The organism is Acinetobacter sp., from assembly GCF_036666595.1.
GTDB lineage: Bacteria > Pseudomonadota > Gammaproteobacteria > Pseudomonadales > Moraxellaceae > Acinetobacter.
In genome coordinates, this window is the sequence record NZ_JAVWVO010000002.1 from 123012 (window position 1) to 138140 (window position 15129).

At 40.4% G+C, this 15129-nt stretch carries 7 protein-coding genes and 1 pseudogene; 5 read left to right on the plus strand and 3 right to left on the minus strand.

Annotated elements, in window-relative coordinates:
* Window positions 1-3: 3 nt before the first annotated feature.
* Complete coding sequence (gene uca, locus RR876_RS03830; protein WP_332476661.1) at window positions 4-3606, minus strand: urea carboxylase; 3603 nt, start codon at window positions 3604-3606, stop codon at window positions 4-6.
* 20 nt (window positions 3607-3626) lie between these two features.
* A complete protein-coding gene (atzF, locus tag RR876_RS03835) occupies window positions 3627-5456 on the minus strand; it encodes an allophanate hydrolase (RefSeq protein ID WP_332476660.1) in 1830 nt (609 codons plus the stop codon).
* A 1113-nt stretch (window positions 5457-6569) separates the two neighbouring features.
* Between atzF and RR876_RS03840 the strand changes: the two genes are divergently transcribed.
* The 5 genes and pseudogenes from RR876_RS03840 (at window position 6570) to RR876_RS03860 (ending at window position 13397) form a co-directional block, all read left to right on the plus strand.
* Window positions 6570-9404 carry a type VI secretion system Vgr family protein gene (locus RR876_RS03840; protein WP_332481824.1) on the plus strand — a complete coding sequence of 945 codons (2835 nt, stop codon included), beginning with the start codon at window positions 6570-6572 and terminating at the stop codon, window positions 9402-9404.
* A gap of 8 nt (window positions 9405-9412) precedes the next feature.
* Entirely contained in the window at window positions 9413-10906 is a 1494-nt protein-coding gene (locus tag RR876_RS03845; RefSeq protein WP_332476658.1) for a hypothetical protein, read from the plus strand.
* Between the two features lie 21 nt (window positions 10907-10927).
* Window positions 10928-12067: a hypothetical protein gene (locus RR876_RS03850; RefSeq protein ID WP_332481825.1), complete on the plus strand. Its 1140-nt coding sequence runs from the start codon at window positions 10928-10930 to the stop codon at window positions 12065-12067.
* A gap of 56 nt (window positions 12068-12123) precedes the next feature.
* Window positions 12124-12387: pseudogene (locus RR876_RS03855) on the plus strand (hypothetical protein); the annotation flags it as partial.
* 152 nt (window positions 12388-12539) lie between these two features.
* Window positions 12540-13397, plus strand: coding sequence for a PoNe immunity protein domain-containing protein (locus RR876_RS03860; RefSeq protein WP_332476721.1), 858 nt, complete (start codon window positions 12540-12542; stop codon window positions 13395-13397).
* Window positions 13398-13478: 81 nt separating this feature from the next.
* On the opposite strand, the gene RR876_RS03865 is transcribed toward RR876_RS03860, so the two are convergent.
* Window positions 13479-14762: a ribonucleotide-diphosphate reductase subunit beta gene (locus RR876_RS03865; protein WP_332476656.1), complete on the minus strand. Its 1284-nt coding sequence runs from the start codon at window positions 14760-14762 to the stop codon at window positions 13479-13481.
* Between the last annotated feature and the right edge of the window lie 367 nt (window positions 14763-15129).

Consider the following 15129-nt stretch of genomic DNA (forward strand, 5'->3'; position numbering starts at 1 on the left):
GTACTATTCCATATAAACCAAAGGTTCACCGCTATGAACGGTTTGTCCAGCCCGACAAATAATGGCTTTGACAGTACCATCATCCGCAGCGTACACCGGTAATTCCATTTTCATGGCTTCAATAATAGCAATGGTTTCACCTTTTTTCACAATCTGACCTTGTTCCACTAATATTTTCCAAATATTACCTGTCATCGAAGCATGTAGCGCTGCATAGGCGCTGTAGTCGGTCTCATCATGTACTTCTGCAAACAGGTGTTCTTGATGATCCACACTTTCTTTCCATAAGCCCACTTCAGCACTAAAAGCCTGTTGTTGCTGTGCTCTAAACTCGGCAATGCTGTCTTTTTCATCTTCAAGCAGCTGTAAATACGCGGCATAGTCAAATTCAGTGTCTTCAATTTGAATTTGTGTTTGACCATTTTCAAAGTCGGCACGCCATTGCTCTAACTCTGACTCAGATACGGGGAAGTATTTGATTTGATCAAAGAAGTTTAAGAACCATTGTTTGTCGCCAAACTGTTTGTTCTTTTTAAACTTATTCCAAATGGGGAGGGTGCGCCCAACCAATTGGTAGCCACCTGGCGAATCCATACCGTAGATACACATATACATCCCGCCAATGCCTACGGTACCTTCAGCGGTAAAGGTACGTGCCGGGTTGTATTTTGAACTTAACAGGCGATGGCGTGGGTCAATCGGCACTGCACAGGGCGCGGTGAGATAAACATCACCAAGGCCTAAAATGAGGTAATGGGCATTGAAAATAATTTCTTTGACTTGCTCTCGGCTGTTTAAACCATTGATGCGTTGAATAAAATCGACATTGTTTGGTAGCCAAGGTGCTTTGGCACAGACACTTTCTTGATAGCGTTCTACAGCACCTAAAGTTGCACTGTCTTCAAATGCCATTGGGAGATGAATGATCCGTGACGGGATCTTAATTTGGCTTAAATCTCCCATTTGCTGTTCAAGCTTGAGTAGAAATTCGATCAATTGATGCTGTGGAAGCGTGAGTCCATCGTATTTGATTTGCAGCGAGCGTACACCAGGCGACAGTTCCAATATGCCTTTAATATTGGCTGCGCGAATGAGTTGCATGAGCTGATGAACGCGTAAGCGTAGCGCCAAGTCTAAAACGTTGTCACCGTACTCCAGTAATATATAGCTGTCACCCGCTTGGCGGTATACCGTGCGTGGAGACATGTCAGTTGCCTCTAAGCTGGCAAGAATTGCGGATGGTAGAATGTCACTGCTTGGCAGCTCAGAATTAAGGGCCGCGTCGGCAAAGTTTTCGATCCGTTCAATTTGTTGTTGTTCTAAGGCATTGGCTTGTTCAACAGTTAAAGGATAAAAGCTGATTTTATCATCGGCTTTAAGCTGACCCACTTTCCAAAGTTCAGCTTTGGCAATGGTTACAGGGCAAACGAAGCCCCCTAGACTTGGCCCATCTTTGGCGAGGATTACTGGGAAGTCACCTGTGAAGTTAATCGCACCAATAGCATATTCGCAGTCATGGACATTGGATGGGTGGAGTCCTGCTTCACCGCCATTTTCACGTGCCCAGCTTGGTGTTGGCCCTGACAGTCGGATGCCTAAACGGTTGGAGTTAAAGTGTACGGTCCATTCGGATGCAAAAAACTCTTCAATATATTCGGGTTTAAAAAAGTCAGGTGCACCATGTGGTCCATACAGCACCCCAATTTTCCATTCTTTGCCATAGCTTGGAATCAGTGCAGGAGATAGAGCCTGTGGTTCTTGCGTGGCTAAAGGTGTATCGCTATTTGGATGGGTTGTGTTGACGAGTTTGATCATGTCACCTGCACGAAGCACGCGTCCTGCATGCCCGCCAAAGTTACCTAAAGCAAAAGTCGAACGACTGCCCAAATATAGGGGGACATCGAGTCCATGACGAACGGCTAAATAGCTACGGCAACCAGATTCGACTTGTCCTAAGCTGAGTACTTGACCTGCGCAAATGTGAATCGGCTGCCAAAAGGTCACGGGCTTATCATCGAGTTGCGCAGGGCATGGCGCACCTGTCAGTGCAATCACACTGTCTTGGTGGAACTTGAGGCTTGGGCCTTGCAGGGTGAACTCAAAACCTGCTGCGCTAGCATCATTCCCTACAATTTGATTGGCCAATTGAAAAGCATAGTCATCCATAGGACCCGATGGTGGTACACCGATATCCCAATAGCCAACACGTCCCGGAAAGTCCTGAATTGAGCTTTGCGTGCCAGCTTGGAGTACTTCAATCACATTCGGTACGTAGTCAAAGTTGTCTAGCAAGCGTGTCCAGATTTGCATTTGTGCAAAGCGTTCATCAGAGATCACGCTATGTGCATAGTCTAAATTGGTGCTGATACCATTTAAACGAGTTTGAGAGAGCACACTTTTTAGTTGCTCAATGGCTTGTGCACGGGTGTCAGCATGTACGATGATTTTGGCAATCATCGGGTCAAAATATTGCGAAATTTCTGTTCCTGTTGAGACCCAAGTATCGACGCGGCAGTCTTCTGGAAATGAAACCTCAGTCAGTACACCTGGGCTGGGCTGGAAGTTTTTAACTGGATCTTCTGCATAAATACGCACTTCAATCGCCGCACCTTGCGGTTGGATATTGCTAAGTGCAGTCCAATCCAGTGCATCGCCCGCAGCGACTTTAAGCATGCATTCAACTAAGTCTAAACCCGTCACCATCTCAGTGACAGGGTGTTCCACTTGTAGGCGGGTATTAACCTCAAGGAAGTAAAATTCATCGCGCGCAGCATCATAAATAAATTCGACCGTACCTGCGCTGCGGTAATTGACCGATTTGCCGAGTTCAACTGCTGCTTGGTGTAGTTTCTGACGTGTGGCTTCGGGCAGATGAGCCGCAGGGGTTTCTTCCACTACCTTTTGGTTACGACGTTGCAATGAACAGTCGCGTTCGCCCAATGCAACCACTTGACCTTGACCATCACCAAAGATTTGAACTTCGACATGGCGCGCACGGTCAACAAAACGCTCTAAAAATACGCCTGAATCTTTGAAAAATTGTGCACCTAAACGTTTGACGCTTTCATAAGCTTCAACTAAGGCTTGTTCGTTATCACAGCGGGTGAGACCAATACCACCGCCGCCTGCGGTGCTTTTCAGCATGATGGGGTAACCAATCTCTGTAGCCGCAGAAATTGCCTCATCTAAGCTTTCAAGTAAGCCTGTACCCGGTGTCATAGGAACCTGTGCCGCCGCCGCCAGTTCACGCGCACGGTGTTTTAAACCAAACTCTAAAATTTGTGTCGCGGTTGGCCCCATAAAGGCAATATTATTTTTCTCACAAGCCTCTGCAAATTCAGCACTTTCTGATAAAAAGCCATAGCCTGGGAAAATAGCTTCAGCCCCCGTTTTTTGTGCGGCTTGAATCAGTTTTTCAATGCTTAAATAAGTGTCGGATGGTTTTAAGCCGTCTAAAGCAATGGCAATGTCCGCGTCTTTGACATGTTGTGCGTAACGGTCACTGTCTGAATATACCGCTACACTGGTCATCCCCAGTTTTTTTAAAGTGCGAATTGCACGTATGGCAATTTCGCCACGGTTTGCAATCAATACAGTTTTAAACATTTTAAAATTCCTAAATTTGACTAAGCTTGTTCTACTTTTGAATTGTTACGGTGCTGGATATAGGCACGCCAACCACCAAAATGACTGATATTTTCGGCATCGTTTAAGCCATAAGGTTCACAAATGAAACCTTTAACCCATCGACCGTCTGCCAGTTCGACATTGCCCATGCCCAGTGGTGTCGGAATCTCTGCGACAAACTCTCCAAAGCGTGCGGTGGGTACATCCCACAGTTCAACAATGATTTGCTGACCGTGTTCATCGACTCGGGCTAGACCGGGTTTAGGCGGGATCGTGCCATTCAGTGCAAACAGGGCATAGTGCTCAGCGGTATGCGTGGTTTCTACAAGCACAGCATCACGTGTGAGCAATTGGAAGTTCAACGGCATTCCTGTCAGGTGTGCGCCAACCACCGCAACACGGATATGATGTGGAGAGACTGTGTTCTGTAGCTTTGGAATAGATGCATATCGGTCTAAGGCACCCAGCTTTAAGTTCAAATGCGTCTGCCAAATTTTCCCAAATTCAATCAGGGCTTGGTCATACCATGCAGGTGCAATTAGGCTGATACCGAAAGGTAAACCGTCAGTGCGGAAACCCGCAGGTAGGGCGAGGGCACTTAAATTGGCGAGGTTGGTAAAATTGGTATAAGTCCCAAACTCAGAGTTCAGGCTAATCGGTGACTGTTCCATTTCAGAAAGGGTGTGAATGGTTGGGGAGGTGGGAACAATCAATGCATCAAATTGGACTAAAGTGTCTTGAATTTTTCGGCTTAAGTCTTGCTTTAAGTACTCTGCGTTATAGGCATCAACTGCACTAAAATCATGACCTTTTTGAATGATTGTGCGCACTGTCGGATCGAAAACCTCGGGCTGCTGAGCCAATAATTCGGCAACCGCCGCCGTACGTTCTGCCACCCATGAGCCTTGATAGAGTTGGGCTGCCAATTGTTCAAACGCTGAAAAATCAATTTCAGTAATTTCAGCCCCGAGAACTTTTAACTGTTCTAGAGCCAGTTGAAAGGCATACTTAGCTTGGTCATCTCCAAAGAATTCCAGTTTTTGGGGAATAGCAAAATGTGGTTTAGCCGAGAGTTTTGCAGGTGCAGTCTTTGGATGCTGGCGTGAATAGCTATCTATCGCATCGTAGTGTTCTACCGTTTGGGCAATGGTGTCGGCGTCTGTTACCGTTAATGCGAAAATCGAAATACAGTCCAAACTTTTACAGGCGGGGAGTAGCCCACGATTTGAAAAACGACCTTTAGTCGGTTTTAGTCCAATAATATTGTTAAATGCAGCAGGAACACGGCCAGAGCCTGCAGTATCTGTTCCGAGTGCAAAGGGTACCAAGCCACGAGCAACAACACTGGCTGAACCAGAGCTAGAGCCACCACTGACATAGTCAGCATTAAACGTGTTGCTGACTGCGCCAAAGGGAGAGCGTGTCCCGACAAGCCCCGTTGCGAATTGGTCTAAATTGGTTTTTCCTACAACAATGGCCCCTGCATTTTTAAGCAGGCGAATGGTTTCTGCATCTTGTGTAGCAACAGTTGTCAGGGCTTTGCATGCGGCCGTGGTGACAAAACCAGCAACGTCGATGTTATCTTTCACTGCAAATGGAATACCATATAAAGGTAATTCTTTGCTGAGCTCTGTGGCTTGATCTACTTTTTGCTTTAAGGCTTCAATTTGTTGGGACAGTATTTCTGTCGTAGCAATTGAAATCCATGCATGATCAGGTTGTGGTAATTGCGCTACATAGTCGATTAAATCTTCAAGATGAATATCTTGGTTGAGATAAGCGGTTTGCCATTCTTGAAGTGTCCAGCCAATGCATTTGTTCTGACTCATTTTTTGCATTCCAACTTGTATACATGATGGAATACAAAAATGCAGAATCTATGCCAATCTAATCAATTTGATTTATCTTTGGTTATAATTGTTATAAATCAATTTGTTGAGAATAAAAAAATAGTTTAATTGAGTGATTCTAAGTGTTTTAGAGTTGCACCAAAACAAGCGCATAGGGGAGCTAATGGTGCTTTTTATGATCAAGCCTTGGGTGGTTTGACGTTAAACTATTTAAAAGTAGGGTTTAAATCATATTCGTTTTTTATGTGAATTAAAGCCAAAAGAATTGAGGTTAAAACATATTCTAAAATAGGATGATTCAAAGAAAATATACACACTCAGTTTTTAATTTTTATGTATAACTTAATGTAATTTTAGCTATACCAAATCTGGAAAGTTGCAAGTTTCATTTAACTCTTGACCAATACAACCGTTGAAATTTTCAGAGATAATCAATAAATCACACGTATGACTTATAATAAACTATTATTTTTATAATTTTGTATTCAGATTTTCTCAACTTTCCTGTGTAATTAATTCTATGCCATATATTGATATACATAAGCAGCCTGGATCTCAATTCAAACATCTGTCGTGAATAACTGGGTCTTTTTTTCGAATAATAATTGATGTACTTAACTTGTATTTATCCTGCATAAGGTGATGATCTAAACTGTCTGTCGATAGCAGATCAATTGCTACTATGTATAAGCTATTGGTAGTAGCCTACTGTATCATCTATGGGGGAGTGGCTTATATTATCCTGATAAGCAACAGCTTCAAGAATTGCGGGTTATGTAGAAGGCTGTAATTGTTAGCGGGTTAAATGAAGTTTGAGTAAATTGCAAACCAGTATGAAAAAAATAAAATTTTAGTGGTCTGGTATTAACTGAAAAACTTTAATATTTCTAGAGTGGATAAAGGAATGAATTGGGTTAAGCTGAATATGGGTGGGATAATATCAAAACTAGAAAAATAGAAACTTACAGATGGATCGGTTATTTATTGAAAAAAGGTTCTGAAATTTAAAAATTTTATTAAAGTTACAAAAAATTAAAGAAATTTTTTGAGACTTTTGTACAATCAGCCACAACTTAAAATTTAATAATAACGATGCCCAATAATATTTATGCTGCAATAGAGCAACTTGGACTTACTGCACAAAAACGTGCCATACATATTCAGTTCAGCAATACCTCGCTTAACGAACAAGTATTCCTTCAGCGCATAGATGGAACGCATGAGCTGAATGCAGGTATAGCGTTACAGCTCCTTTGCTTATCTACCTCCGCTCATATTCCGTTAAAGCAATTTATTGGTAGTCAGGTGGCTGTCGATATTGTCACTGATAAATCAGAACTCAATCGTATTTCAGGCATCATCACCAAGGCGGATGTGGGGGCAAGCGATGGCGCTTTAACTATATATCGTTTAACCGTGGAAGACCCGACAGCTTTATGGAAGCATCGACGTAATTCTAGAGTTTTCATGGCGAAGTCTGTTGTTGATGTGGTTCAAACCATTTTTGCCGAGTGGCAGCAACGTAGTCCCTTATTTGCTTCAAGTTTGATTTTGGATAAAAGTGGTTTAAGCAAAGAATATGATGTGCGCCCATTCATTATGCAAGCGAATGAATTGGATAGTGAGTTTATCCAAAGGCTGCTCTCTTCAGAGGGGATTAACTGGCTTATTGATGAATCTCAGCTCAAAGTGTCCAGTTCAAGTGAACCCATTCAGCCACAAAAACTTAGACTGATTGATGACAACGCTCAATATCAAAGTTTAGAGCGTCAGAATATTCGCTTCCATCGTAGCAGTGCTGTAGAAAGCAGTGATTCGATTACAAATTTTGTCGGACAGCGTTCTATACAACCAACATCTGTCCATATTCAACGTTGGCAAGCAAATGCTTTAGAAATAGAAGAAGGTGCGGGTTCAGTTCAAAGCAAACATAGTGATAATCAAGACAACGCCAGTCTAGGTTTAGAGCAGGCGTGGCATTTCTCACCTGCATGGATACAAGACCTTAAAGGTGAAGATGGAACGACCAAATCAGGCAATAGTCAGATTGAAAAGTTTAATCAAAATCTTGGTCACTATTACGACTTACAAGCCAAGCAATTTATGGCTACCTCGACCGTACGAGATGCACAAGTGGGTTACTGGTTTGAACTCAACGAGCATCCTGAAATTGATCAGCATAGTGGTTCAGACAGAGAATTCTTAATCACATCCAAAAAATTCTATAATCAGAATAATTTACCTAAAGATTTGACCGATCAAATCACAGCTTTGCTGAAACAAACCAATTGGCAACAGGTTGAAATTACAACAAATAATAAAGAAGAACGCCAAGCCAATCACCTCGTCTTACAACGACGTAATATCAGTATTGTTCCAGAGTACAATCCGCTGCGACAACGCCCTATTGCATCGCCACAACGTGCGAAAGTGGTTGGACCAAGTGGTGAAGAAATTCACGTGGATGAATGGGGGCGTATTAAAGTCCGTTTCCTGTTCACGCGTAGTGAAGACAATACTCACGATGGCGGTGCAGGTTCAAATGACAATGACACAGATTCAGCTTGGGTTGATGTGCTCACACCTTGGGCCGGTGAAGGTTATGGTGCACGCTTCTTACCGCGTATTGGTGAAATCGTGGTTATCGACTTCTTTGATGGCAATATCGACAGACCCTTTGTCGTGGGGCGCATCCATGAAGCACAACGTCATCCAAGCAAATTTGACAATACAGGCAAACTGCCTGATACCAAAAAACTGGCAGGAATAAGATCAAAAGAGTATCAAGGAGAAGGCTTTGGGCAACTACGCTTTGATGACACGACGGGTCAGATCAGTACCCAGCTACAAAGTAGTCATGGTGTGACACAACTGAATTTAGGGAATTTGAGTCATCCTAAAGAAACGGACACGAGTGAAGGGCGAGGTGAAGGTTTTGAACTGCGTACTGACCAGTGGGGAGCACTCAGAGCTAAACAGGGTTTATTACTTTCTACCTATCGACAAGATTCAGCAAATGGTCATCATCTTGATGCTTCTGAAACGAAATCACAATTCGAATCTAGTCTAAGTAATTCAAAAGCTTTAAGTGAAGTTGCTAAAAATCAACAAACCGATCCATTAGAAATACTGGATAATCTAAAAGAGTTTATTGAACAAATTGAACAAGAAAGTGAGGCGAAGGCAAAAGCATTTAAACAAGCTTTAATGATATTGACCTCCCCCCATTCGATTGCTCTGACTACAAATGAAGATGTTCACCTTTCAGCAGATGGTCAAATTGGTCACAGTGCAGGGGACAGTATTAATTTTAGTACCCAAAAGAATTTACTTGCACATGCACAAAGTAAAATCAGTTTGTTTGCCGCACAGGACGGTGCGAAATTCTATGCAGGTAAAGGCAAAGTTGAAATACAGGCTCAAGCAGATGGGGCTGATTTGATAGCACGTAAAGGTGTACAGATCATTTCAACTGAAGATGCCATTTACATTACAAGCCCTAAAGAAATTAAATTAATCGCTGATGGTTCGGAACTTAAGATTAATAGTTCTGGAGTCTTTGCAACAACTAGTGGAAAGTTTGAGGTTAAGGCGGGACAGCATTTGTTTGTGGGGGGAAGTAAAACAAATTATGTTTTACCACATTTACCTCTCACTGAAATCAAAAAGGACGACTTAGTTCTAGAATATTTACATAGTGATGGCACACCTGTAAAAGGCGCTGATTTTGAAGTTTTGCTTTCAGATGGAAGTCGAAGAAAAGGTAAATTGGACGATAAAGGCAAAGCTGTTGTTAAAGCTGTTCCAGCTGGTAGAGCCAAAATTCAATATGGAGAAGATCAGTCTGTAGATGATTTTCCTCCTCATGAAATTGATGATTGGTTTCACCAACAAGAATTAGAAACATCCCAAAAGAATGAAAATTAGAGACTAAAATGTCAACAGAGAACCCTCAAAATCAAGCCTTTTGGAACAAAATTGCTAGCAGATCTAATGACGTCCAACAGCAATTTTGGTATGGCGCAGAAAAACTAGCACAGCATATTCAAGATAATCCTGCTAACTATCTTACATACAAAGAGTACAATACGAGTAAGCCTGACCCAAACATGCCTTGGTGGGAAAAAATATTCTTTTACCAAGGTCAGGCAGCGATTAATGAGAGTGTAACTAATCATAATATGGCTGTGGCTGTAATTGATAAAAGTAGTTGGATTTGGGGAATGTTAAAGGGTGATTTCAATAAAAATCCTACGATGTCACAAATCATTGTAAGTGGCTTAATCAGTATGATTCCTGTGGTTGATCAAGTTTGTGATGTTAGAGATTTGATAGCGAATCTAATTGATCTTTCAAAAGAAAATGGGAAAACATCGGATAACTATAAAGCACTCGCTCTCACTGCATTTGGAGTTATTCCTGAAATTGGTTCAGCTATAAAAACGATTGTAAAAGCTGTAAAAGTTAAAGGAGCGAATAAACTAAGCATTATAAAGCTTATGGAAGGCTTCGAAAGTGCTTTCAAAAAGCTAAAAATAAAAAGCCCTTGGAACAATGCCCCTGAAGCATGGCTCAGATCTAAACCATGGCAAAAAATGGGAGAAACAGCTTTAAATGCATTAAATAAATGTATTGATCGTTTAATTCAAGCTATTAACGGTTTCATCAATAAAGTTCGCGGTAGTTTGAAATCAGCTTTGGAAAAGTTCAAAGTTGAGATTACTAATGCAAAGAATGCGATAAAGAAATACATTAAGGATCTTTGTGATGATGTACAAAGAAAATTTCAAGAACTACTACCTCAGCCTCAATTGGGTATGGCTGGTGCGAATGGATCAAATATTCCCACTGGAAGATATGATGTAAATGTACAATCAGGAAGATCTACGTCAACAACTCATAATCAGAGAGAAAGAATTCCAGATCAACAAAGAACCAAGGATAAGAATTTAGATGACCCATGTATCTTAAGGCCATATTCTCCGGATACATGTAAACCTCTAGGAAAAACTGGGCACCATGTTGTTCCAGATAGATGCTTTAGATTAGGTACTAGAACAGGGACAGGTAGAAATTCTTTACCAAATGCAATAAGTGAAGGTGCGGGTTTAGTAGTATGTGTTGAAGGTGCAACACCAACTGCAACTAATGAACATGGTAAAATACATAGGCAATACAGCATATATGAGAAAGCCCTTAAAGGCATTCATATGCCAGAAGCATCTGCTCCACTTGTTGAAGTGGAAATTGCAGGTGCTAAAGCTGTTGCAAGTGTGCTAAAAAAATGCAGTGCAGTAAGTCTAGCTACTCAATTGCGTGTTTATCATCAGGCAAAAGGATTAGCTCCTACTTATCGAGTACGAGTAGATGTAAGGGGTAACACTGCTAGGACACTACCTCCCAATGTTTTTGGATCACCTATTAAGTGAATGACTTCGAGATTAAAGTAAATGAATAATTCATCAATAACATTTGTTACTGGTTGTGCTATAAGCCAATCAAATTTTTATCTGACTTCTAATCTTGATAGCTTAGATACTTGGGATCTCTTTTCAAAAACATTCATATATAAACACCAATCTAATGAATGGGTAGGTATAGATTTAGATGGTTGGAAAGTTATTTCCGTAGCCTTTTTTGAAAATTCAGGGGTATCTTCTTTGCTTGCACTTGAGCAAGATGGCGACTTAGGCATCTTTCAAGAAAATAAAAATCGACTACAAAAAATTCGCGCGATTGATGATTCTAAAATCCAAGGGCAATTCAATAGAATTAGAGTTATAGATAATTTGTTGTATGTTTGTGGCGATGGATCTCAAATTTACGTGAATCATAATGAGGATTGGAGAGCATTAGGAATAGATTTTTCTGAAGAAGTATTAAATATACCAGAAACAGATGAATTAAATATGGATTTGGAGTTGAGCTTTGATGTTAATCTTTATGATATAAATGGATTTAATTCTAATGATATTTATATTTGTGGTATAAAAAAAAATGAAGGTTTCATATCCTATTATAATGGGTCATCTTGGAATGTTATTGAAAGAATAACTCCTTCTCCTTTATATGGAATTACAATATGTCCAGATAAAGAGAACATTATAATTTCAGGAGCGTATGGAACTTTAATAATGGGTAATTTTAAAGATGGTTTTAAAAATCTAAAAAATATAAGTATCAACTCTACTTTTTATTCTACCGCTTACTATAAAGATAAGTTATATATCGCATCAGAAGATGGCCTATATATATATTCAGAAGGAATTTATCAATTAGTTGATGCTATTAAGGATATTAAAGGAATTACATCTATAGAGGAAAAAGATGGTGTTCTATGGGTTCTTTCGTATAAAAAATTGATTCGATTCAATGGAGACGTATGGGAGAGAATTAAACATCCACTTAACGATCCTATTGATCATCAATTCACAAATAATGTTCGGGGTCGAGAGCATTGCCCTCAATCAGGCTATTGGTACACTACAGCAAAAAAAAATTCAAGAAGATTTTTTAATCAAGGTGACATTTTCCCTGATTTTGAAAGTGATTGGGGGGATGTGTACTGGCAGTTTGACGGTGAAAATTAATTTGAATTTTAAACTTTTTGATCTTAGTTCCTCGATTCTTGATTTATTCAAGATACACATGGCTATTCAAACCTTACTATCCAAAGGACTTGGTTGATTATGACTCGAAGTCAATTGCGTCTTTAGATCAACAAGGTAATGCTGAGGATGGTGACAAGCGTTTACGTTGTTTTTCATGTGAAATATGCCCTCAATCAGGTGAATAGTATAGCCCAGCAAACAACATGGAGAAACGTCATTTTAACCAAGGTGATGTGATGCCAGCGATTCCAAATAATGCTTGGGATGAAAAGATTTGGTATTTGGATTTAATACATTAATATGAATGTAAAGGAACTTACAAAGTTCTTTTTTTATAACAAAGATTTTGCAGTTGTTAATGAATAAACTGATTGAGACTAAATGTAAATTATTTAGTTTACAGCAACTAATAATTTTACTACCAGATCATAGTATTGATGGAATAGCTTTGATGATTAGATTACTCAATGAAAGTGATTGGAAAATACAAAGAAGAGAGTCTTATCAAAAGTATAAAGATTATGAAATGGTGGCAACTTCGGCAATAGAAGGGATTCCTATAACTTTAGAAACAATCAACAATTCTAAACAACTACCTTTGGAGTCTATTTATACTAAGCTAATGATGGCATCTAATTTACTTGGAAAAGAAGGATTGGAACTTATCATTTACAGCTATTCAGCAGGATTACCTGTAAAAGAGTTATCAGAATATTTTCCCAATGTTATTGAATATTGGCAGTTATATGCAAAGCATCATATTAATTTTCATAAAAGTAGCGAGTGTGATGGTCATTTAGTTCCACATTTAGAGTTAATTGCGGATGACTATTGGGAAGCATTACAATTAGTTTGTTTTTCGATACTATTTGGTCAACCTGAACATTTACCTACGATCTTGGATATTTTGGCTTATGAAAATGACGAACAAGATGCCTTGTTAGATAAGTTGGTATCACCATGGTTACCTGAGCGTGAAATTTCAGCTGTATATTTAAGACAACTACCTTATCGAAAACTAGATAAAGTATTTGCAGCAAAAGAAGAAGACCGACCTAAGTTGATGTCACAGTATTTAGATGAATGGTATGGTGCTAGCAAACGTGAGCCTTATCATGACCGGCATAAAAGTAGTTTTTTCCCAGGCTATTGGTCGCTTGAAGCAGCGGCAGTTACTGTTATATTAAGAATAGATGATAGTAGCTATCGAGATAAACCTTACTATCCTAAAGATTTGGTTGATTATGCTCGAAGCCAATATACGTCTTTAGATCAACAAGGTAATACTATGATCAAAGAATTACGATAATTTGTTTCTAATAGAAAAAGGCTGCAAATAGCAGCCTTTTTCTATGACAACATATGTGTTGCGTGACGTCAGTGTTTTACCTTACCAGCTCAACGCACCACCAGTCTGATAATCTGTCACACGTGTTTCGAAGAAGTTCTTCTCTTTACGCAAGTCCATCATTTCAGACATCCACTGGAATGGGTTGTTCACACCAGCAAACTGCTCAGGTAAGCCCAACTGTGCTAAACGGCGGTTACAGATGAATTTCAAGTATTCTTCCATCATCGCAGCATTCATACCCAATACACCACGTGGCATAGTGTCACGCGCATATTCGATTTCAAGCATCGTACCTTCAAGAATCATTTGAATGATTTCTTCTTGGAATTCAGCAGTCCACAAGCTTGGGTTTTCGATCTTGATTTGGTTAATCATATCGATACCAAAGTTCAAGTGCATCGACTCATCACGTAAGATGTATTGGAATTGCTCAGCAACACCATTCATTTTGTTACGACGGCCCATCGACAAGATTTGGCTGAAACCACAGTAGAAGAAAATCCCTTCAAGAACACAGTAGAATGCGATCAAGTTGCGAAGCAAAATTTGGTCGTTTTCAGGTGTACCTGTTTGGAAAGTAGGATCACACAAAGACTGCGTATATTTCAAGCCCCAAGCTGCTTTACGTGCGACTGATGGTACTTCGCGGTACATGTTGAAGACTTCGCCTTCATCCATACCTAAAGATTCGATACAGTATTGGTAAGCGTGAGTGTGAATAGCTTCTTCAAACGCTTGACGTAAAATGTATTGGCGGCATTCAGGGTTGGTAATGTGACGGTAAATCGCCAAGACCAAGTTGTTTGCAACCAATGAGTCTGCTGTAGAGAAGAAACCAAGTGAGCGCATAACAATGGTACGTTCGTCTTCAGTTAAGCCATTTTCAGACTTCCAAAGCGCGATGTCATGGTTCATGTTCACTTCTTGAGGCATCCAGTGGTTTGCACAACCGTCTAGATATTTTTGCCAAGCCCATTCGTATTTGAACGGTACAAGTTGGTTTAAGTCCGCACGACAGTTAATCATAGCCTTGTCGTCAACTTGTACACGTTGTGCGCCCATTTCTAGTTCTTCTAGACCTGGAGCAACATCTAAGCTTTCTAAGGCGTTAGATGCTCTTGCCAACGGATCGGCTGAATTTGTTGATCGGCTTCGAGGGGTTGAAGCGGGTTGTGCAGTTGCCACATTCTTCTGTGGTTGCTCTGCAGCAGATACCATCTGCGGATTAGCCGCTTTTTGCGGTTCGACGGGCGCAGACTTGTGTTCAGGTGCAGCCGGTTTTTGCGAATCATCTTCGAAATCGTCCCAACTTAGGATAGACATATCAATTCTCTCTACGTTGCTTTATATCTTTTATCGACAACCAGCTACGCTGAGATGTCTTACTATACGCTTAATTTGTGAAAGCAAAATTAAGTTTTGCCAACCGTTGTTCTAAAACTGTGCATAGAACGCGATTCTCACGACTTATTTTGCTTTCGCTTTTTGCTTTGGTTTGCTTTTACCCAAAAGTAGGCAATGGGCATATAAAACAAAACCACAAAGGAAATCACCAAGGTCGCAAGACCTAACATATAGTTATGTGTCATATGGAGCATGGTGATTTCCTAGGTTGTCTTTAATTTTTTAATCTCCCTAAATCCCTCTTTATGAAAGAGGGACTTTCACACCTCAATAAGTTTGGTGTAAT

What these genes read in the sequence shown, in the direction of transcription:
- uca (WP_332476661.1), bottom strand. Translation starts at nt 3,606, where the DNA reads ATGTTTAAAACTGTATTGATTGCAAACCGTGGCGAAATTGCCATACGT.
- atzF (WP_332476660.1), bottom strand. Translation starts at nt 5,456, where the DNA reads ATGAGTCAGAACAAATGCATTGGCTGGACACTTCAAGAATGGCAAACC.
- RR876_RS03840 (WP_332481824.1), top strand. Translation starts at nt 6,570, where the DNA reads ATGCCCAATAATATTTATGCTGCAATAGAGCAACTTGGACTTACTGCA.
- RR876_RS03845 (WP_332476658.1), top strand. Translation starts at nt 9,413, where the DNA reads ATGTCAACAGAGAACCCTCAAAATCAAGCCTTTTGGAACAAAATTGCT.
- RR876_RS03850 (WP_332481825.1), top strand. Translation starts at nt 10,928, where the DNA reads ATGAATAATTCATCAATAACATTTGTTACTGGTTGTGCTATAAGCCAA.
- RR876_RS03860 (WP_332476721.1), top strand. Translation starts at nt 12,540, where the DNA reads ATGATTAGATTACTCAATGAAAGTGATTGGAAAATACAAAGAAGAGAG.
- RR876_RS03865 (WP_332476656.1), bottom strand. Translation starts at nt 14,762, where the DNA reads ATGTCTATCCTAAGTTGGGACGATTTCGAAGATGATTCGCAAAAACCG.